General features: G+C 71.3%; 20 protein-coding genes. 4 read left to right on the forward strand and 16 right to left on the reverse strand.

Annotated elements, in window-relative coordinates; all coding sequences use genetic code 11:
- Window positions 1-193: 193 nt before the first annotated feature.
- From ispF to QQX13_RS07125, 3 genes are read right to left on the reverse strand one after another with little or no spacing between them, the layout of a single operon-like run.
- Entirely contained in the window at window positions 194-676 is a 483-nt protein-coding gene (gene ispF / locus QQX13_RS07115) for a 2-C-methyl-D-erythritol 2,4-cyclodiphosphate synthase (RefSeq protein WP_301118925.1), read from the reverse strand.
- A 2-nt stretch (window positions 677-678) separates the two neighbouring features.
- Window positions 679-1386, reverse strand: a complete 708-nt coding sequence (gene ispD, locus QQX13_RS07120) for a 2-C-methyl-D-erythritol 4-phosphate cytidylyltransferase (RefSeq protein ID WP_301118729.1) — start codon at window positions 1384-1386, stop codon at window positions 679-681.
- The gene (locus tag QQX13_RS07125) at window positions 1383-1865 is read right to left on the reverse strand and encodes a CarD family transcriptional regulator (RefSeq protein WP_062296348.1); all 483 of its coding nucleotides are present in this window, start codon (window positions 1863-1865) and stop codon (window positions 1383-1385) included. Before QQX13_RS07125 ends, ispD begins: the two co-directional genes overlap by 4 nt.
- A 172-nt stretch (window positions 1866-2037) precedes the next feature.
- Here QQX13_RS07125 and QQX13_RS07130 point away from each other — a divergent pair, with 172 nt between their 5' ends.
- Window positions 2038-2502, forward strand: coding sequence for a hypothetical protein (locus QQX13_RS07130; protein ID WP_301118728.1), 465 nt, complete (start codon window positions 2038-2040; stop codon window positions 2500-2502).
- Window positions 2503-2613: 111 nt separating this feature from the next.
- Here the strand turns inward: QQX13_RS07130 and pstB are convergent, their stop codons facing one another.
- The 6 genes from pstB to QQX13_RS07160 all read right to left on the reverse strand — a co-directional run bounded on the left by pstB (window position 2614) and on the right by QQX13_RS07160 (window position 8580).
- Window positions 2614-3393, reverse strand: coding sequence for a phosphate ABC transporter ATP-binding protein PstB (pstB, locus tag QQX13_RS07135; RefSeq protein WP_301118727.1), 780 nt, complete (start codon window positions 3391-3393; stop codon window positions 2614-2616).
- Between the two features lie 10 nt (window positions 3394-3403).
- Window positions 3404-4363: a phosphate ABC transporter permease PstA gene (gene pstA / locus QQX13_RS07140; RefSeq protein WP_301118726.1), complete on the reverse strand. Its 960-nt coding sequence runs from the start codon at window positions 4361-4363 to the stop codon at window positions 3404-3406.
- Window position 4364: 1 nt separating this feature from the next.
- Window positions 4365-5369, reverse strand: a complete 1005-nt coding sequence (gene pstC / locus QQX13_RS07145) for a phosphate ABC transporter permease subunit PstC (RefSeq protein ID WP_436968569.1) — start codon at window positions 5367-5369, stop codon at window positions 4365-4367.
- Between the two features lie 95 nt (window positions 5370-5464).
- The gene (gene pstS / locus QQX13_RS07150) at window positions 5465-6583 is read right to left on the reverse strand and encodes a phosphate ABC transporter substrate-binding protein PstS (RefSeq protein ID WP_301118725.1); all 1119 of its coding nucleotides are present in this window, start codon (window positions 6581-6583) and stop codon (window positions 5465-5467) included.
- A 191-nt stretch (window positions 6584-6774) separates the two neighbouring features.
- A complete protein-coding gene (locus tag QQX13_RS07155) occupies window positions 6775-7470 on the reverse strand; it encodes a response regulator transcription factor (protein WP_301118724.1) in 696 nt (231 codons plus the stop codon).
- A complete protein-coding gene (locus QQX13_RS07160; RefSeq protein WP_301118723.1) occupies window positions 7471-8580 on the reverse strand; it encodes a sensor histidine kinase in 1110 nt (369 codons plus the stop codon).
- Window positions 8581-8718: 138 nt separating this feature from the next.
- Between QQX13_RS07160 and phoU the strand changes: the two genes are divergently transcribed.
- Window positions 8719-9378 carry a phosphate signaling complex protein PhoU gene (gene phoU / locus QQX13_RS07165; protein ID WP_301118722.1) on the forward strand — a complete coding sequence of 220 codons (660 nt, stop codon included), beginning with the start codon at window positions 8719-8721 and terminating at the stop codon, window positions 9376-9378.
- Window positions 9379-9686: 308 nt separating this feature from the next.
- Here phoU and QQX13_RS07170 read toward each other — a convergent pair whose 3' ends face one another.
- From QQX13_RS07170 to nadC, 6 genes are all read right to left on the reverse strand, one after another.
- The gene (locus QQX13_RS07170) at window positions 9687-10433 is read right to left on the reverse strand and encodes a phosphoglyceromutase (protein ID WP_301118721.1); all 747 of its coding nucleotides are present in this window, start codon (window positions 10431-10433) and stop codon (window positions 9687-9689) included.
- Window positions 10434-10612: 179 nt separating this feature from the next.
- Entirely contained in the window at window positions 10613-11680 is a 1068-nt protein-coding gene (locus QQX13_RS07175; protein ID WP_301118720.1) for a lactonase family protein, read from the reverse strand.
- Window positions 11677-12009 (reverse strand): histone-like nucleoid-structuring protein Lsr2, encoded by a 333-nt coding sequence (locus QQX13_RS07180; RefSeq protein ID WP_301118719.1) that lies wholly within the window; start codon window positions 12007-12009, stop codon window positions 11677-11679. Before QQX13_RS07180 ends, QQX13_RS07175 begins: the two co-directional genes overlap by 4 nt.
- 117 nt (window positions 12010-12126) lie before the next feature.
- A complete protein-coding gene (locus QQX13_RS07185) occupies window positions 12127-12378 on the reverse strand; it encodes a hypothetical protein (protein ID WP_301118718.1) in 252 nt (83 codons plus the stop codon).
- Between the two features lies 1 nt (window position 12379).
- Window positions 12380-13843, reverse strand: coding sequence for a lysine--tRNA ligase (lysS, locus tag QQX13_RS07190; protein WP_301118923.1), 1464 nt, complete (start codon window positions 13841-13843; stop codon window positions 12380-12382).
- Window positions 13844-14157: 314 nt separating this feature from the next.
- Entirely contained in the window at window positions 14158-15072 is a 915-nt protein-coding gene (gene nadC, locus QQX13_RS07195) for a carboxylating nicotinate-nucleotide diphosphorylase (protein WP_301152920.1), read from the reverse strand.
- Window positions 15073-15168: 96 nt separating this feature from the next.
- Between nadC and QQX13_RS07200 the strand changes: the two genes are divergently transcribed.
- On the forward strand, window positions 15169-15429 hold the full coding sequence (locus tag QQX13_RS07200) for a metal-sensitive transcriptional regulator (protein WP_301153052.1): 261 nt from the start codon (window positions 15169-15171) through the stop codon (window positions 15427-15429).
- A gap of 115 nt (window positions 15430-15544) precedes the next feature.
- A complete protein-coding gene (locus QQX13_RS07205; RefSeq protein WP_301118716.1) occupies window positions 15545-17227 on the forward strand; it encodes an FAD-dependent oxidoreductase in 1683 nt (560 codons plus the stop codon).
- 69 nt (window positions 17228-17296) lie between these two features.
- On the opposite strand, the gene QQX13_RS07210 is transcribed toward QQX13_RS07205, so the two are convergent.
- On the reverse strand, window positions 17297-18991 hold the full coding sequence (locus QQX13_RS07210) for an L-aspartate oxidase (protein WP_301152921.1): 1695 nt from the start codon (window positions 18989-18991) through the stop codon (window positions 17297-17299).
- Window positions 18992-19100 lie beyond the last annotated feature (109 nt).

Below are 19100 nucleotides of genomic sequence, written 5' to 3' on the forward strand. Positions count from 1 at the left end.
TGGACCCGGTTCTGGACCTCCCGGGACAGTCAGTCCTCATCGCCACGCGCGGGCCCGTGATGGCCGCTCCCGCGATGCGCCAGGCCGATGAGGACTCAGCGTCCCGGCATCAGCAGATCGGGGGCGAGACGGAGGACTGAGTGTCCCGACAGGCGAGGGGCGCGGGAGAGGGGAGGCCGGGCGCGGGGCAGGCTCAGGCCGGGAGGATCAGCGCGGTCGCGATCGCCGCGACCCCCTCGCCCCGACCCGTGAGCCCGAGACCGTCCGTGGTGGTGCCCGCCACCGTCACGGGCGCCCCGCAGGCCGCGGACAGCGCGGCCTCCGCCTCCGCGCGCCGGGGCGCGAGCTTGGGGCGGTTGCCGATCACCTGCACCGCCACGTTCCCGATCGAGAAGCCCGCGGCCCGCACCAGCCGCGCGGACTCGGCGAGCAGCACCACGCCCGCGGCACCCGCCCACTCGGGACGCGAGGTGCCGAAGTTCGATCCGAGGTCCCCCAGGCCCGCGGCGGACAGCAGCGCATCGCAGGCGGCGTGCGCGGCCACGTCGGCGTCGGAGTGTCCCTCGAGGCCCGGCTCACCCGGCCACTCGAGGCCCGCGACCATCAGCGGGCGGGACCCGCCGAACGCGTGCACGTCGACGCCGATGCCCGTCCGGGGCGGGCCGACGGGCGGCATGGTCACCGCAGCGCGTCCTCGGCGACGTCCGGGGACACGCCCGCGATATGCGCGGCGACCAGCAGGTCGGAGGCGTGCGTGACCTTGATGCCGTGCTCATGGCCGTCGACGGCGACCACGCGGTGGCCACGGCGGCGCACCAGGGTGGCGTCGTCGGTGGCGTCGGAGTGCACGGCCTTGGCGTGCGCCTCGAGCAGCGGGCCGGCGCGGAACACCTGCGGCGTCTGCACGGCGCGGAACAGCGTGCGGCTCACCGGGTCGCCCAGCGCGCCGTCGGCGGCGGGGGCGGTCACCAGCGTGTCCACGACGGGGACCACGGGGATCGCGCCGGCCGCACCCGCCTCGACCGCGGCGACGGCGGCCCGCATGGTCTCGACGGGTTGGAAGGCGCGGGCGGCGTCGTGCACCAGCACGATGTCCTGGTCGCCCAGGTCGAGCGCCTCGAGGCCCGCAGCGACGGAGGCCTGGCGGGTGTCCCCACCGGGGACGATGAACAGCGCGGCGCACGTCTCGACGTGCTCCAGCGCGGCGGCCACCTCGGTGAGGTGGGTCGGCGGCGCGGTGACCGCGATGCGGTCGGCCACGCGCGCCATGCGGCGCACCGCGTGCACCAGCAGCGGCTCGCCCGCGATGCGGACGAGCGCCTTGGGCAGGTCGGATCCGAGCCGCGTGCCGTATCCGGCCGCCGTGACGACGGCCGCGAGGGTCACGACGCGAGCACCTCGTCGAGGCGGGCCTCCGCGGCCTCCTCATCGCACTTCTCGGCGAGCGCGAGCTCGCTCACGAGGATCTGGCGCGCCTTGTGGAGCATGCGCTTCTCACCGGCGCTGAGGCCCTTGTCGGTGTCGCGACGGCTGAGGTCGCGGACCACCTCGGCCACACGGATCACGTCGCCCGAGGCGAGCTTCTCGACGTTGGCCTTGTAGCGGCGCGACCAGTTGGTCGGCTCCTCGATGTAGGGCTCCCGCAGGACTCCGAACACCTTCTCGAGCCCCGCCTGATCGACGACGTCGCGCACACCCACCAGGTCCACGTTCTCCGCCGGCACCTCGATGGTCAGGTCACCCTGGGCCACCTTCAGCTTGAGGTAGGTCTTCTCCTCACCGCGGATGATGCGCTTCTTGATGTCCTGGATCTGGGCCGCCCCGTGGTGGGGGTAGACGACGGTCTCGCCAACGACGAAGTTCATGGTGGAGTAATCCCCTTCTCGGTGGATCCCCAGTCTATCATTCGCCATTTGTGCAATAACATCCGCCCCCGAGCGCCCGCCGGGCCGTCGGTCCCGGCGCGGAGGCCGCATGTGGCCACGCGTGCGCGCACCCACTATTCTTCCTGGTGACGTCCCCCGAAAGGTCCCCACCGTGAAGATCCCCGCAGGCATCGCCGCCGCCGCCGTCGTCTCCGCCGTCCTGGCCGGCTGCAGCGCCGTCAACCCGATCACGACGCAGATGCAGTACGACGCCTCGGACGGCATCAGCCTGGAGATCGGCGACGTGACCGCCTACAACCTGCTGGTGCTCACCCCGGGCGAGGGCGAGACGGGGGTCCTGATCGGCACCCTGGAGAACGCGGGAACCGAGGACGTCGCGGTGAGCGCGAGCATCGACGGCACCGCCATCACCACGGTGGACGTGCCCGCCGGCGCCACGGTCAAGCTCGGTGGTGACGACGGCGAGACCGCCGTCACCGGTACCGTCCCGGTCCTGCCCGGCCTCCTGACCGAGGTGGTCTTCCAGACCGATGCCGAGGGCCAGGTGGCGGAGGACGTGCCCGTCCTCGACGGCACCCTCCCCGAGTACGACCACGAGCTGTCCAAGATCTCCTGAACCCCGCGCATCGTCCCGACGGAGGGACGATGCGGCGGTCCCGGGACGAGCAAAGGCCCCGACGCATCGCGTCGGGGCCTTCTCTCTGCGCCGGCTGGCAGACCGGCGGGATCAGCCGAAGCGGCCGGAGATGTAGTCCTCGGTCGCCTTCTCGGACGGCGTGGAGAACATGGTCGGGGTGTCGTTCATCTCGATGAGCTTGCCGGGCTTGCCCGTGCCGGCGATGTTGAAGAACGCCGTCTTGTCGGACACGCGCGCGGCCTGCTGCATGTTGTGGGTGACGATCACGATCGTGTAGTCGTTCTTGAGCTCCTGGATGAGGTCCTCGATCGCGAGGGTCGAGATGGGGTCCAGGGCCGAGCAGGGCTCGTCCATGAGGAGCACGTCGGGCTTGATGGCGATCGCGCGGGCGATGCAGAGGCGCTGCTGCTGGCCGCCGGACAGGGACGAGCCCGGCTTGTCGAGGCGGTCCTTGACCTCCTCCCAGAGGTTGGCGCCGCGCAGCGAGCCCTCGACCAGGTCCTCGGCGTCCGACTTCGAGATGCGCTTGTTGTTGAGCTTGACGCCCGCGAGCACGTTCTCCGCGATCGACATGGTGGGGAACGGGTTGGGGCGCTGGAACACCATGCCGATGTGGCGGCGCACCGCGACCGGGTCCACGCCGGAGCCGTAGAGGTCCACGCCGTCCATCAGCACCTCGCCCTCGACGCGGGCGCCGGGGATGACCTCGTGCATGCGGTTGAGGGTGCGGAGGAAGGTGGACTTGCCGCAGCCGGACGGGCCGATGAAGGCGGTCACGGCCTTGGGCTCGATCGCGAGCGACACGTCCTCGACGGCCAGGAAGTTGCCGTAGAAGACGTTCAGGTTGTTGACGTCGATGCGCTTGGTCACTATCGGTCCTTTACCGGCCGGTCTTGGGGGAGAAGTATCGGGAGATGAGGCGCGCGATCAGGTTCAGCGCCATGACGATCAGGATCAGCACCAGGGCGGCGGCCCACGCGCGGTACTCGGTGATCTCGCCCACGCAGGGGATCCCCGGGTCGTTGCACGGCTGCACGCCCTTGCGCCACTCGGACACGATGTACACCGGCAGCGACATCATGCGACCGTCGAACAGGTTGAAGTTCATGGAGTCCGCGACGCCCACCGCGATCAGCAGCGGGGCGGTCTCGCCGATCACGCGCGCGATCGCCAGCGTCACGCCGGTGGTGATGCCCGCGATCGCGGTGCGCAGCACCACCTTGAGGATGGTCAGCCACTTGGGCACGCCGAGCGCGTAGGAGGCCTCGCGGAGCTCGTTCGGCACCAGGCGCAGCATCTCCTCGGAGGAGCGCACGACGACCGGGATCATGAGCACGGACAGCGCGACCGCACCGACCATGCCGGTCTTGGTGCCGGGCCCGATGATGAGCGCGAACACCGCGTACGCGAACAGACCGGCGACGATCGAGGGGATGCCCGTCATCACGTCGACGAAGAAGGTGACGGCCTTCTTGAGCCAGCCCTTGCCGTACTCGACCAGGTAGATCGAGGTGAGCAGACCGATCGGGACCGAGATGACGGTCGCCGCGATCGTGATGAGCAGCGTGCCCCAGATCGCGTGCAGGATGCCACCCTCGGGCATGCCGCCGAAGACGCCGCGCATGGACTGCTGCAGGAAGTCGAGGTTGAAGTTCGCCTCGCCGTTCGCGTCGACCATGAACCGGTCGATGCCGCGGGTGATCACGGTGACCGTGAGCCACACGAGCGGGATGACCGCGATCAGGAAGGCGAGGTAGACCAGGACGGTCATGCCGCCGTTGGAGAACCGGCGGCGGGTGCTCAGGGTGCCGAGCGCGGCGGCGGTGTCGGTGGTGGCCATGTCAGTTGGCTCCCGAGAACTCGGCCCGGCGCGCCACGATCCAGCGGGCGAGCATGTTGACCAGCAGGGTGATGATGAACAGCGCGAGGCCCAGCGCGATCAGGGCGGACACGCCCTGGGTGTTCGCCTCCGGGAACTGGCCCGCGATGAACGATGCGATGGTGTTGTGGCTCGCGGCGTTGAAGAGGCCGAACGAGTAGCTCAGGCCCACCGAGAGGATCATGTAGACCGCCATGGTCTCGCCGAGCGCGCGGCCCAGGCCGAGCATCGTCGCGCCGATCATGCCCGAGCGCGCGAAGGGGAAGACCGCCATGCGGATCATCTCCCAGCGGGTGGCACCCATGGCGAGGGCGGCCTCCTCGTGCAGCTTGGGCGTCTGGAGGAACACCTCGCGGGTGACGGCGGTGATGATCGGGACCACCATGATCGCGAGGACGATGCCCGCGGACATGGCCACGCGGCCCGTCGAGGAGATGGTGCCGTCGGCGGCCGGGGCGAACAGCGGGATCCAGCCGAAGTAGGTGCTGATCCACTCGTAGGCGGGCTGGAGCACCGGGATCACGACGATCGCACCCCAGAGTCCGTAGACCACCGAGGGGATCGCGGCGAGCAGGTCGATCATGTAGCCCAGGCCCTGCGCCAGCTTGCGCGGCGCGAAGTGGGAGATGAAGAGCGCGATGCCGATCGACAGCGGCGTCGCGATGAGCAGGGCGACCGCGGAGATCAGCACGGTGCCGAAGACCAGGAAGCCGGCGAGCTCGATGAGGCTCTGGCCCTCGTCGGGCCGGACCCAGGAGATCTTGGCGGCGACCTCGCCGGAGGTGTCGGTGAGCGCCGGCCACGCCTCGACGAGCAGGAACGTCGCGACGGCGGCCAGGGTCACCAGGATCAGCGTGGCGGCGGTGGCCGACAGGCCGAAGAAGACCTTGTTCGCCGCACGCTCGGTGTGCGCCGTCAGGGGGGTGCCGGCCGCGGTGACCGCGGTGGGCTTGTCAGTGGTGGTCACGCTCTACTCTCCGTGGAGGCTCCGTGGGAGGCGGACAGACAGGTGGTGGACTCATCCTCGCGGACGAGCCCACCACCGGTCCAATCCAATGCTGCTTACGCCGCCGCGATCTCGTCGAGGATCGCGGTGATCTTCGCGGACAGGTCCGCGGAGATCGGCGAGGAGCCGGCGGCCGAGGCCGACTGCGCCTGACCCTCCTCCGAGGCGACGTACTTGAGGAAGCCGGTCACCAGGGCGGCCTCGGTCGCGTCGTCGTACTGCTGGCAGACGATGTGGTACGAGACCAGGACCAGCGGGTAGGCGCCCGCGGCGGTCGTGGTGCGGTCGAGGTGGATCGCGAGGTCGTTCTCACCGCTGGTGTAGTCCGCGGCCGGCGAGGCGTCCACGACGGCGGCGGCGGCCTCGGCGGAGAACGGCACGTACTCCTCGCCGACCTTCAGCGCGACGGTGCCGAGGTCGCCGGCACGCGAGGCGTCGGCGTAGCCGATGGTGCCCGCGTTGTCCTGGACGATCTGCACGAGGGCCGAGGTGCCCTGGCCCGACTCGCCCGCGGCACCCATCCAGTCACCGGAGGCCTCCTGGCCCCACGTGGTGGAGGCGGCGGCGAGGTACTCGGTGAAGTTCTCGGTGGTGCCCGACTCGTCGGCACGGTGGACGATGGTGATCGCGCTGTCGGGCAGCTCGACGCCCTCGTTCTGCGACGCGATCGCGTCGTCCGACCAGTTGGTGATCGTGCCGTTGAAGATGTCCGCGATGGTGTCCGCGTCCATGTTCAGCGAGTCGATGCCGTCGAGGTTGAAGATGACCGCGATGGGCGAGATGTACATCGGCAGGTGGATCGCGCCGGACTCGCCGTCGCAGCGGGCGATGGAGAGGTCGTACTCCTCCTCGTCCATCTGGGCGTCCGAGCCGGCGAACGAGGTCGCGCCGTCGAGGAACTGGGTGCGGCCACCGCCCGAGCCGACCGGGTCGTAGTTGACGGTCACGTCGGGGTTCGCGGACTGGAACCCGGCGCGCCAGGCCTCCATCGCGGACTCCTGCGACGAGGCGCCGGCGCCGTTCAGCGAGCCCGAGAGCTCCATGGCGGTGTCGGTGGTCTCCGTGGCCGACGACTCGGTGTCGGTCGAGCCCTCGTTCGAGGCGGAGCAGGCGGCAAGCGCAAACGTCAGCGCGGTGGCGGTCAGCACCGCACCGGTGCGAGCAGCGATCTTCACGTTCAGTTTCCTCACAAGTTGGGAGTGCCCGGCGTGCTGCCGGATGACCACCAAGGTAAGGAGCGAAGGTAACGGCGCCCGGGGCGGATTCTGAATGGAAGATGAACATCCGGTGAACTGCCCGGCGCCGTGATCGAAACGTGACGATCCTGCCCCCCTGCACCGCCGCATCGTCCCTCCGGACGGGTGCGTCAGGCCTCGAACGTGTAGCCCACCCCGCGCACGGTCTGGATGAGCACGGGCTGCGACGGGTCAGCCTCGACCCGCGAGCGGATGCGCTTGATGTGGACGTCGAGGGTCTTGGTGTCGCCGAAGTAGTCGGCGCCCCACACGCGGTCGATGATCACCTGGCGCGGCAGCACGCGGCCGGCGTTCTGCGCGAGTAGGTGCAGCAGCGCGAACTCCTTGGGCGGCAGGGAGATGGTCTCGCCGTCCTTCGTCAGGTGCAGGCGCTCGGGGTCGAGGGTGATGCCGGCGAGGGTGAGGCGTTCCGGCTCGTCGATCACCTCGCGCTGGCCCGACGCGACGCGGCGCAGCACGTTGCGGATGCGCGCGACCAGCTCGCGGCCGGAGTACGGCTTGGTGACGTAGTCGTCGGCGCCCAGCTCGAGGCCGATGATCCGGTCGACCGGGTCGTCCTTCGCGGTGACCATGATGACGGGCACGTCCGAGCGCTCGCGGATCGCCTTGTAGACCTCGGGTCCGGGCAGCCCGGGCAGCATGAGGTCGAGCAGCACCAGGTCGGCGCCGTCGCGGGCGAACGCCTCGACGCCCTTGGGTCCGGTCTCCGCGAGCCCGACGGCGAACCCCTCGCGCTCGAGCAGGAACTGGAGGGAGTCGCGGTACGACTCCTCGTCCTCGATCACGAGGATCCTCGCCTCCGACATCTACCCCTCCTGAAGAACGTTGAGCTTGAGCGTGAACGTGGAGCCGACGCCCTGCTCGGACCACAGGCCCACCGAGCCGGCGTGCTGGAGCGCCACGTGCTTGACGATGCTGAGGCCCAGGCCGGTGCCGCCGGTGTCGCGGGAGCGGGCCGGGTCGGCGCGGTAGAAGCGCTCGAAGATGCGCTCCTGGTCCTTGGGGTCGATGCCGATCCCGTGGTCGACCACGGAGATCGAGGCGACGCCGTCCTTCGCGCCGAGCGCGACGGCCACCTCGCGCCCGGGGTCGGAGTACTGGACGGCGTTGTCGATCAGGTTGCGCAGCGCCATCACCAGCAGGTCGCGGTCGCCCATGATCTCGGGCCGCGCCTTGAGGTCGGGGACGATGCGGATGTCGCGGGCGTCGGCGCCCAGGCGGGCGGCCTCGATCGCCTCGTGGACCACGCCGTCGAGCTGGAGGCGCTCGTGCTCCGCGATGGAGCCGCCGCCCTGAAGCCGGGTGATCTCGATGATCTCCTGGATGAGCTTGGTGAGGCGGCGGGCCTCCTTGCGCATCTTCTTGGCGAACTTGCGGACCATCACCGGGTCGTCCGCGCCCTCCTCGATGGTCTCCGCGAGCAGGCTGAGCGCGCCGATCGGGGTCTTCAGCTCGTGCGAGACGTTGACGGCGAACTCGCGGCGGGACTGCTCGGCGGCGCGCGCCTCGGTGTGGTCGTTCGCGACCGCGAGGCACAGCTCGTCGTCGAGCGGGGTCACGCGCACGTGGACGAAGGAGGTGCTGCCGAGCACGCCGCGCTGGACCGCGACCTCGTCCTCGACCGGCTCGTCCCTCCTCCACGCCTCCTCCGCGAGATCCGCGACGTCGGAGTGGAGCTTGCCGTCCAGCCGGGCGATGCCGAGCGCGACCGCCGGCGAGTTCGCGAACGCCGAGCGCCGGTCGCGGCGCACCACCACGGCCCCCGACTGGAGGATGGACATCAGCTGGCGGGTGCGGTGCGGCACCAGGGTCGCCGCGACGGTCAGCCGGTGCCGCCTGCGCAGGCCGAGAAGCGCGACCACGGCGGCCCCGACCAGGGCGCCGACGGCGGCGGCCAGCCACAGGTCGGGAGTCATGGCCACACAGTATCCACGCGCGTCGGAGTTCACCCAATGTTCAAACGGGTCACCGATTGTTCACCGTCGGTCGGGGCGGAAGCGTCCGGGATGCCCCTGGTTGGTGCCAGACTTGGAGGGCACAGCAGAAGGAGAGCCATGCGCACCCTGTTCAACGCCGAGATGGCGGACCTCGCCCAGGACCTGATCGCGATGGCGCGTCACGTCGAGACCGCCATCACCAAGACCGCGGACGCCATCCTCACCGGCGACCTCGAGCTCGCCCAGTCCGTGATCGCGGACGACGCGAAGCTCGACGAGCTCGAGGACATCGTCGACGAGCGCTGCGTCCTGCTCATCGCGCAGCAGCAGCCCGTGGGCCTCGACCTCCGCACCATCATCAGCTCGCTGCGGATCTCCGCGTCGCTCGAGCGGATGGGCGACCTCGCCGAGCACATCGCGAAGGACGCCCGTCGCGCGTACCCGAACTCCGCGATCCCGGACTCGCACCGCCAGATCATCGAGGACATGTGCGCGGCCGCCAAGGAGGCCGCCGGCGAGGTGGTCAAGCTGCTCGAGAACCGCGACCTCAACGTGGCCGCGGCGATCGTGGAGGACGACGACCGCCTCGACGACCTGCACGAGGCCGCCTACCAGGGCCTCGTCGCGGAGGGCTACGCGGGCACGCCTCAGGAGACCCTGGACGTCGCGCTGCTCGCCCGCTACTTCGAGCGCTTCGGCGACCACGCGGTGGGCATCTCCCGCCGCATCGTCTACCTGGTCACCGGCGACCACTCGGGCGACCGCGCCAAGATCTGAGAGCCCGCGGCGGGCGACGCGCTCTGGGGGGAGTCGCGCGCAGGCCGCTCCGGCCGCGCCTCGTCATCGGGCGGCGGCCACGGGCCCCGCACCCCGCCAGGGGTGCGGGGCCCCTCTCTTTCTCCCCCGCCCCGCCCCAGCCCCCCGCGCCCCCGGCCTCCCTGCCCCCGAACCCGCTGCGGGGAGGTCATGGCCCTTCCCCACGCATCGTCACCTCCTGCGGGGAGCTCAATGCCCCCGGGCATGCGACAGGGCCCCCGCCTCCGTCGGGAGGCGAGGGCCCTGCGCGTGGCAGCCGGTCCGGGCTGCTACTTCTTCTTGCCCTGGTTGGCGACGGCCTGGATGGCGGCCGCGGCGGCCTCCGGGTCCAGGTACGTGCCGCCGGGGTTGGTCGGCTTCAGGGTCTCCTCGTCGAGGTGGTACACCAGCGGGATGCCCGTGGGGATGTTGACGCCCACGATCGCGTCGTCCGCGACGTCGTCGAGGTGCTTCACGATCGCGCGCAGCGAGTTGCCGTGCGCCGCGACCATGACGGTCTTGCCGGCCTTGAGATCCGGGACCACCTCGGACTCCCAGTACGGCAGTGCGCGCTCGAGGACGTCCTTGAGGCACTCCGTCTTGGGGATCGGCTCGCCGGCGTAGCGCGGGTCGCCCTCCTGCGTCCAGGTGTTGTCGGCGCTGATCTCCGGCGGCGGCACGTCGTAGGAACGGCGCCAGATCATGAACTTCTCCTCGCCGAACTGCTCGAGGGTCTCGGCCTTGTTCTTGCCCTGGAGGTCGCCGTAGTGACGCTCGTTGAGGCGCCAGTTGCGCTTGACCGGGATCCAGTGACGGTCCGCCGCGTCGAGCGCGAGGTTCGCGGTCATGATCGCGCGACGCAGCAGCGAGGTGTGCAGCACGTCGGGGAGGATGCCCTCCTCCTTGAGCAGCTCGCCGCCGCGCTTGGCCTCGCCCCAGCCCTTCTCGTTGAGCGGGACATCCACCCAGCCCGTGAAGAGGTTCTTCTCGTTCCACTCGCTCTCGCCGTGGCGGAGCAGGATCAGTGTGTAGGTCATGGCGTCAGCCTAGCCGCGACCGCCGGGGGCGCGCTGGACCGAGGTCCCGGCCGTCACCGGTCATGCGCCCGCTTGCCCGACGTCGCCCGCGTCCCCCGCGGCCCACCCGAAATGGACGATCGGTGCGCGAAACCGCCGGGTTCCGTGCACTCAGGCTCCATCTCACGGCACGGCCGCGATCAGACGGCCGCGACGCAGGCCGGGCTGACCACCTCGGCGGCGGCGTGCGGCAGGTCGATCACGTCGCCGATCCCGCTCTCCGGCCGCAGCGCGAAGACGTCGGTCATCGCGAACGCCCGGACCTCGTGGCCGCGCTCGGCCCCGACGATCAACCGGTCGCCCAGCACCGCGAAGAACCGCGGCCACTCCCCCGCGTCGATCGCCGCGCGGTAGGTCAGCTCGCCCTCGGGCGCGATGTCGAACACGCTCACGACGTCCGCGCCGCGCACGCTCACCAGCAGGACCTCGCCGTGGGGCCCGTCCGCGAGCGCGAGGTGGGAGTCCTGCAGCTCGGCGCTCCGCGGCGGGGCGAGGGTGGAGGGCGCCTCAGCGATCACCTCGGCGGTGGCGGACGTCGGGTCCCAGCGCAGCGTCCGCACCAGGTGGTCGAGCTCGCAGGTGACGTAGATCAGCCCGCCGCGGACCACCGCGTGGCGCGGGCCGGCGCCTGGCGGCAGGGTCGCCGCGATCCCGTCGGGCTCGAGCAGCCCGTCGGAGCCGATCCGGTAGCGGCGCAGCTCATCCGTGCCCAGGTCGCAGACCAGCAGGTGGGCGCCGCCGGGGGCGATCAGCGACGAGTGGGCGTGCGGGCCCTGCTGACGATCGGCGTTCGGGCCCGAGCCGGCATGCCCGAGGAGCTGGGCCGGGGCCGCATCCGCGGGCAGGCCGTCCCCGCTCAGGCGCACGACGGCCACATCGCCGCTGGAGTAGTGGCTCACGTACAGCGTGCGGGCGTCGGGCGCGAGGAGCAGGTGGCAGGCGTCGGCGCCGCCGGTCGGGACGGAGGCGACGATGCGCGGCGCGGGCGGACGCGACACGTCGAGCACGGTGAGCGCCGAGTCAGGCAGCTCGCTTGCGACGTAGACGAGCGGCAGCTCCGGGTGGGCGAGCACGTACGACGGCGCGGGCAGCTCGGCGACCTGGACGGCTCCGGCGAGGCCGGCATCGTCCTGGATCCACAGGCCCTCGCCGAGCCCGGCGGGCGTGCCGAGGCCCGCCGCGGGGTACGTGCCCCAGAGGAGGGTCACCGGGCGTCGAAGGCCTCGCGGACCTTCGCAGGGATGCGCCCGCGCTCGGGCACGTCGACGCCGTTGGCCTTGGCCCAGGCGCGGATCTCGGCGGCGTCGGAGGCCTTCGCGGCCCTGGACTCCGCGCGGCGGGCACGCGAGGCGGGCTTGCGCGCATTCATGCGACGACCTGCGGAGATCCACGGCGCGACCGCATCGCGGAATTCCTTCGCGTGGGTCGAATTCAGATCGATCTCGTACGACGTGCCATCGAGAGAGAAAGCGATGGTCTCGTCGGCCGTGCTGCCGTCGATGTCATCGACCAGCACTACCTGCACCTTCTGTGCCACGAGCGGTCCTTTCGGTCGGGGGGAACCGAGATAACAGTTCCACGCGGAAAGGCGCGCGTCAATTGTCCGCGATTATCGGCACAGAATGTCCCGCCGGGGGGAATTCCGGTCCGATATTCAGGACTGAATGTCCCGGGGGGCGTCAGCGGAGTTCTCGGCCGACGAATTCCGGGCGGATTCCGCGCCCGCGGCACCCCCCGCATCGTCCTGCTCCGCGGCCTCGGCCGCGTCCTGCTCGGCCTCCATCCGGGCCAGCGCGGCGCGCTCGTTGCGGTCGGCGCGGATGACCGAGCGGATCGCGAACCAGAAGATCAGCCCCACCCCGATGGACGGGATGATGCCGACCAGCACCGCCTGCCACGTGGGCATCTCAGTCCTCCTGCGGCTTCACCAGGGGGAACAGGATGGTCTCGCGGATGCCCAGGCCGGTCAGCGCCATGAGCAGGCGGTCGATGCCCATGCCCATGCCGCCGCTCGGGGGCATCGCGTGCTCCATCGCGGTGAGGAAGTCCTCGTCGAGACGCATGGCCTCGTCGTCGCCCTGCGCCGCCATGCGCGCCTGCTGCTCGAACCGCTCGCGCTGGATGACCGGGTCGACCAGCTCGGAGTAGCCCGTCGCGAGCTCGAAGCCGCGGACGTACAGGTCCCACTTCTCGACGATCCCGTCGATCGAGCGGTGGTCGCGCGTCAGCGGCGAGGTCTCGACCGGGAAGTCGCGGACGAACGTGGGCGCCGTCAGGGTGTCGCCGACGTGGTGCTCCCACAGCTCCTCGACCAGCTTGCCGTGGTTGACGCGCTTGGGGTCCACCTTGAGTCCGGCCTTGTCGCAGAGCATCTCGAGGTGCTCGACGGGGGTGGTCGGCGTGATCTCCTCGCCGATCGCCTCCGACAGCGAGCCGTACATGGTGAGGTGAGCCCACTCGCCGCCGAGGTCGTACTCGGTGCCGTCGGCCAGCGTGACCACCTGGGTGCCGAACACGTCCTGCGCCGCACCCTGGACCAGGTCCTGCGTGAGCCGGCCGATGGTGGAGTAGTCGCCGTACGCCTCGTACGCCTCGAGCATCGAGAACTCGGGCGAGTGCGAGGAGTCCGCGCCCTCGTTGCGGAAGTTGCGGTTGATCTCGAAGACCTTCTCGATGCCGCCGACCGCCGCGCGCTTGAGGAACAGCTCGGGCGCGATGCGCATGTAGAGGTCGATGTCGTAGGCGTTCATGTGGGTGATGAACGGGCGGGCCGCGGCGCCGCCGGGCTGGGTCTGCAGCATCGGCGTCTCGACCTCGATGAAGCCGCGGGAGTGCAGGCTGTCGCGCAGGCTGCGCACCATGGTCGCGCGGTGGCGGACCGTGTCGCGCGCGAGCGGGCGGGCGATCAGGTCGACGTAGCGCTGGCGGACGCGCGACTCCTCGGACAGCTCCTTGTGCAGCACCGGCAGCGGGCGCAGCGCCTTGGAGGCGATGGCCCACTCGGTGGCGAACACCGAGACCTCGCCGCGGCGCGACTTGATCGCGCGGCCCTTGGCGAACAGGTGGTCGCCCAGGTCGACGTCGGCCTTGAAGGCCGCGAGGGAGTCCTCGCCCACCTCGGCGAGGCTCAGCATGATCTGCAGGCGCTCGCCGGTGCCGTCCTGGATGGACGCGAAGCAGAGCTTGCCGGTGTTGCGGATGAACACCACGCGACCGGCGACGCCGACCACGTCCTGGGTCTCCTCGCCGTCCTCGAGACCCGTGTAGGCCGCCTTGACGTCCGCGATCTCGTGGGTGCGGTCGACGGAGACGGGGTACGCCTCGCCGCCGTCCGCGATGATGCGGTCGCGCTTCTCGCGGCGCACGCGCATCTGCTCGGGAACGTCGGACTCGTGGATCTCGGGGGTCTCGCTCACGCGGAGAAGTCTAACGGCGCTCGTACGGGACCGGCCCCTCGCCCCCACCACCCCCGCCGGGACACTCAGTCCTCATTCTGCAGACACAACCTGGCTGCCGGGCCAGTCAGTCCTCTTCGGGCGCCGCGGCCTTCCCGACGCGGCCGAGCGCGCGATGAGGACTCAGCGTCCCGGGAGAGCCAGATCAGCCCAGAAATGAGGACTGAGTGTCCCGACAGGCGGGGTGGGGGCGGCGGCTGAGGTGGGGGGCGGGGCGACGATGCGCGGGGTCAGCCCAGATCGAGACCCAGGTCCACGATCGGGCTCGAGTGGGTCAGCGCCCCGACCGACATGAAGTCCACGCCCGTCGCGGCCACGTCGCGCACGTTCGCGAGGGTCAGGCCCCCGGTCGCCTCGAGCCACACCTTGCCCGTGCCGCCCGGGCCGTTCTCGCCGGCACGCACGGACGCGACCAGCGCCGCCATCCCCGCGGGCGGCATGTTGTCGATCATGAGGAACCGCGCACCGGCCCCGATCGCCTCGGCCGCCTGCGCGGCGGTCTCCACCTCGACCTGGATGGGAACCTCCGGATAGGCGGCCCGGATCCGCGCGATCGCGCCCGCAACCGAGCCCGCCGCCACGATGTGGTTGTCCTTCACCATCGCGCAGTCGTACAGGCCCATGCGCTTGTTGACGCCGCCGCCCATCCGCACCGCGTACTTCTCGAGCTCCCGCAGCCCGGGCGTGGTCTTGCGGGTGTCGAGCACCCGCGCGCCCGTGCCGGACAGCGCGTCGACCCAGCGGCGGGTGTGGGTCGCCACGCCGGAGGCGCGCGACATGATGTTGAGCAGGGTCCGCTCGGCGATCAGCACCACGTGTCCGGGCCCGGACAGCCGGGCGATCACGGCGCCCGCCGCGAGCCGGTCCCCGTCCGCGGCCTCGAGCGCGACCGCGGGCGACGGCAACCCCAAGCGGGAGGCCACCTGCCGCATCGTCTCGCCCACCGCGTCGATACCAGCGAGGACGCAGTCCTCGCGGGCGGCGACCACCCCGGCGACCTGCGCATCGTCCGGGATCGTGGCCTGGGTGGTGACGTCGCGGCCGGGGAACGGTCCGAGGTCCTCGTCGAGGGAGATGCGGACGAGGCTGGCCAGCGCCTCGGGGTCGAGCGGCGCGTCCTGCGGGAGCTCCTCGGGATGGGTCATGGGCCCATTGTGGCAACACGTCCTGTGCCACATATACCCGGGAGGGGTATCCTGAGCACAACGTCACGCCGTACGAAGGAGCCCCCGATGGCAGAGATCCACCTCTCCGAAGAGGACATGGACCCCGTGGTCAAGCGCCTGCGCCGCGCGCACGGCCAGCTCGCCGGGGTCATGAAGATGATCGAGGAGGGCCGCGAGTGCGCCGACGTGGTGACACAGCTCGCCGCCGTGTCGAAGGCCATCGACCGCGCCGGCTTCACCATGATCGCCGCCGGGCTCGAGCAGTGCGTGCGCTCGGACGAGGACGCCGACGACGCCAAGGAGCGCCTGCAGCGGATGTTCATGTCGCTCGCCTGAGCGGCCTGGGCTAGCCTCGGAAGAGTCCCCGTCGGAATGGTCAGGACCTAGGTCGGAATATACCCCCGGGGGTATCTGTTACTGTGGGTCCATACCTTGATGGAAGGACCCTCACATGCGCATCCTCGTGATCGGTGGAGTCGCCGGCGGCATGAGCGCCGCGGCCCGTGCCCGCAGGCTCGATGAGCACGCGGAGATCATCGTCTTCGAGAAGGGGAAGTACGTCTCCTTCGCCAACTGCGGCCTCCCGTACCACGTGGGCGGCGAGATCGAGCAGGACTCCTACCTGCTGCTGCACACCCCCGACTCGCTGAAGGCGGAGCTGGACCTCGACGTCCGCACCGAGCACGAGGTCATCTCGATCGACCGGGACGCGCAGTCCGTGCTGGTCGCCACCCCCGAGGGCACCGAGACCTTCGAGTACGACGCGCTGGTGCTGTCCCCCGGCGCCGACGCGATCGTGCCCCCGATCGAGGGCATGGACCTGCCCGAGGTCACCCACCTGCGCACCGTCGACCAGGCGCGCTCCCTCGCTGTCCGCGCCGCCGACGCCCGCCGCGCCGTGGTCATGGGCGCCGGCTTCATCGGCCTCGAGACGGCCGAGGCGCTGCGGCACCGCGGCCTCGAGGTCACCGTGGTCGAGCTCGCGCCGCAGGTGCTGCCGCCGCTCGCCCCCGAGATGTCCTCCCTGGTGGAGAAGGAGCTGCGCGCCCACGGCGTGGACGTGCGCACCGGCGTGGCCGCCGTGGGGGTCGTGAAGGACCCCGCCCACGAGGGCGTCACCGTGAACCTGGACGACGGCGGCGCGATCGGCGCGGACATCGTCGTCGTGTCCGTCGGCGTGCGCCCGTCGTCCGCCCTCGCGAGCGAGGCCGGCCTCGAGGTCGACGGGCGCGGCGCGATCGTGGTCGACGACCAGCAGCGCACCACCGACCCGCACATCTGGGCCGCCGGCGACGCGATCGCCGTCCGCCACGGCGTCACCGGCCAGGTGGGTCCCGTCCCGCTCGCGGGCCCCGCGAACCGCCAGGGCCGTCGCGCCGCGGACTCGATCATGGGCCGCATCGACAAGGCGCAGCCGGTGCTCGGCACCGCGATCGTCCGCGTGTTCGGCGAGACCGCCGCGATGACCGGCGCCTCCCCGCGCATGCTCGACATGGCGGGCATCGACTACTTCGTGGTCCACACCCACCCGGCGAACCACGCCGGCTACTACCCCGGCTCGCAGGTGCTGCACCTCATGGGCGTCTTCTCGCCCGAGGGCAAGCTCCTGGGTGCGCAGGCCGTGGGCCCGGACGGCGCCGACAAGCGCATCGACGTTCTCGCCACCGCCCTGCGCGCGGGCATGGACGCCGACGACATCGCCGAGCTCGAGCTCGCCTACGCCCCGCCGTTCGGCTCCGCGAAGGACCCGGTCAACATGCTCGGCTTCCTCGCGCAGAACGTGGTCAACGGCACCACCCGCACGTGGTCGGCGAAGGACCTGGAGTGGGCCCGCGACAGCGCGCTGATCCTCGACGTCCGCTCGGAGCGCGAGTACGCCATGGGCCACCTGCCCGAGGCGCTCAACCTTCCGCACACCCACATCCGTGAGTACATCGAGGGCGTCAAGCAGATCGCGGCGGGCCGCCCGGTCCGCGTGCTGTGCGCCTCCGGCGTGCGCTCCTACTACGCGCACCGCGTGCTGGCGCAGCACGGCCTTGACTCCGCGACGCTCGACGGCGGCATGTTCACGCTGGTCGAGTCGGTGCCCGGCCTCGAGCTGGTGCACGGCACGGCGCAGCCGGCGAACGCCTGAGGCGTTCGACCGCACGGCCCCCGCATCGTCCCGCTGAGGGGACGATGCGGGGGTCGCCTGCGTCCGGGACTAGCCGCCGATCTCCAGCGGCGCCCGCATGAACTCCAGCCGCCCGTCCGGGTCGAGCCGCGCCGCGAGGCGCACCGCCCACTCGGGATCGGTCTGCGGGTAGTCGGACCGCTGGTGGCCGCCGCGCGACTCCTCGCGCAGCAGCGCCGCCTCGCAGAGCACGGACGCCGTGGCGACGATGTTGGTCGTCTCCCACTCGGCCGTCTGCGGGACCACGGTCGACACCGGGTCCGTGTGGAAGCGCTGCCGGATGCGCGCGAGGCGCGCCACCGCATCGTCCAACCCGTCGCCGTCGCGCATGGGCCCCGCGCCCTCGTGGGCGATGGCCTGCACCCGCGTCCGCATGGTCGCCGGGACCAGCGCGGAGTCGCCGCGGCGCTCCTCGGGCTCGAGCTGGCGCAGGACGCCGTCGGCGATGAGGGACGATGCGTCGCGCGCCGCGCGGCGTCCGAAGACCGTGCCCTCGAGCAGGGAGTTCGAGGCGAGCCGGTTCGCGCCGTGCACGCCGGTGCAGGCGGCCTCGCCGATCGCGTACAGCCCGCGCTGCGTCGAGCGCCCGTGCAGGTCCGCCATGATGCCGCCCGAGTGGAAGTGCTGCGCGGGGGCGACCGGGATGAGGTCGTGCGCCATGTCGATGCCGTGCTCGGCCAGCGAGGCCCAGATGCTGGGGAAGCGCTGCTCGAGGAACGCGGCGTCGAGGTGGCGGCAGTCGAGGAAGACCGAGTCGGACTCCTCCTCGCGCATCACCTCGACGATGTTCCGGCTCACCACGTCGCGGGGTGCCAGCTCCGCCATCTCGTGCCGTCCGACCATGAAGCGCTCGCCCGCGCCGTTGAGCAGGTAGGCGCCCTCGCCGCGGACGGCCTCGGAGATCAGGGGCAGCTGGCCGCGCGCGTTCGCCCCCTGCCACAGCACGGTCGGGTGGAACTGGACGTACTCGACGTCGGCGACCGCGGCCCCGGCCCGCAGCCCGACCGCGAGCCCGTCGCCCGTCGCCGAGGCGGGGTTGGTCGAGGACCGGAACACCTGGCCGATCCCGCCGGTCGCGATGATGACGGCCTTCGCGAGCGCCGCGCCGACGCCGTCGCGCTGCCCCTCGCCGATGATGTGCAGCGTCGCGCCGCAGACCGGGCCGGGCCGGCCCTCGGCGTCCGGCGCGCCGGTCAGCAGGTCGACCACCATGGCGTGCTCGATGACCTCGATGCCCGGGTCGTTGCGGATCGCGTCGAGCTGCTCGATGAGCGCGCGCGAGATCTCGGCGCCGGTCGCGTCGCCGCCGGCGTGGGCGATGCGGTCCCGGTGGTGGCCGCCCTCGCGGGTGAGGGTGAGGTCGCCGTCGGGCCCGAGGTCGAACTGCGTGCCGCGACGCACCAGCTTGCGGACCGAGTGCGGCCCCTCCGTCACCAGCACCCGGACGGCCTCCTCGGAGCACAGGCCGGCGCCGGCGACGAGGGTGTCCTCGAGGTGCTCGTCGGGGGTATCCTCGGGATCCATCGCGGCCGCGATGCCGCCCTGGGCCCACACCGTGCTGCCAGAGCTCAGGACGCCCTTGGTGACCAGCAGGACGCGGTCGACCTTCTCCCGCAGATCCAGCACCGTGGTGAGCCCGGCGATGCCGGAGCCGACCACGATCACGTCGGTCTCGATGGTCCAGCCGGGCTGGGGCGCGGCGAGCTGCCGCACGAACGCAGTCATGAGGTCAGGCTACCCGCGGCGGCCGCCTGGGCACTCCGCACGGATTCGCCGGCGACACGCCGGTGAGAAGGGACGATGCGGTCCCGACACGCCGCCGACCCGGGACCAG

The organism is Demequina lignilytica (assembly GCF_030418375.1).
Classification (GTDB): Bacteria; Actinomycetota; Actinomycetes; order Actinomycetales; family Demequinaceae; genus Demequina; species Demequina lignilytica.

Coding starts and splice junctions, on each gene's coding strand:
- ispF (WP_301118925.1), bottom strand. CDS start 676: ATGCCGCCCGTCGGCCCGCCCCGGACGGGCATCGGCGTCGACGTGCAC.
- QQX13_RS07125 (WP_062296348.1), bottom strand. CDS start 1,865: ATGAACTTCGTCGTTGGCGAGACCGTCGTCTACCCCCACCACGGGGCG.
- pstA (WP_301118726.1), bottom strand. CDS start 4,363: ATGGCCACCACCGACACCGCCGCCGCGCTCGGCACCCTGAGCACCCGC.
- QQX13_RS07155 (WP_301118724.1), bottom strand. CDS start 7,470: ATGTCGGAGGCGAGGATCCTCGTGATCGAGGACGAGGAGTCGTACCGC.
- QQX13_RS07160 (WP_301118723.1), bottom strand. CDS start 8,580: ATGACTCCCGACCTGTGGCTGGCCGCCGCCGTCGGCGCCCTGGTCGGG.
- phoU (WP_301118722.1), top strand. CDS start 8,719: ATGCGCACCCTGTTCAACGCCGAGATGGCGGACCTCGCCCAGGACCTG.
- QQX13_RS07170 (WP_301118721.1), bottom strand. CDS start 10,433: ATGACCTACACACTGATCCTGCTCCGCCACGGCGAGAGCGAGTGGAAC.
- QQX13_RS07185 (WP_301118718.1), bottom strand. CDS start 12,378: ATGCCCACGTGGCAGGCGGTGCTGGTCGGCATCATCCCGTCCATCGGG.
- lysS (WP_301118923.1), bottom strand. CDS start 13,843: ATGCGCGTGCGCCGCGAGAAGCGCGACCGCATCATCGCGGACGGCGGC.
- nadC (WP_301152920.1), bottom strand. CDS start 15,072: ATGACCCATCCCGAGGAGCTCCCGCAGGACGCGCCGCTCGACCCCGAG.
- QQX13_RS07205 (WP_301118716.1), top strand. CDS start 15,545: ATGCGCATCCTCGTGATCGGTGGAGTCGCCGGCGGCATGAGCGCCGCG.
- QQX13_RS07210 (WP_301152921.1), bottom strand. CDS start 18,991: ATGACTGCGTTCGTGCGGCAGCTCGCCGCGCCCCAGCCCGGCTGGACC.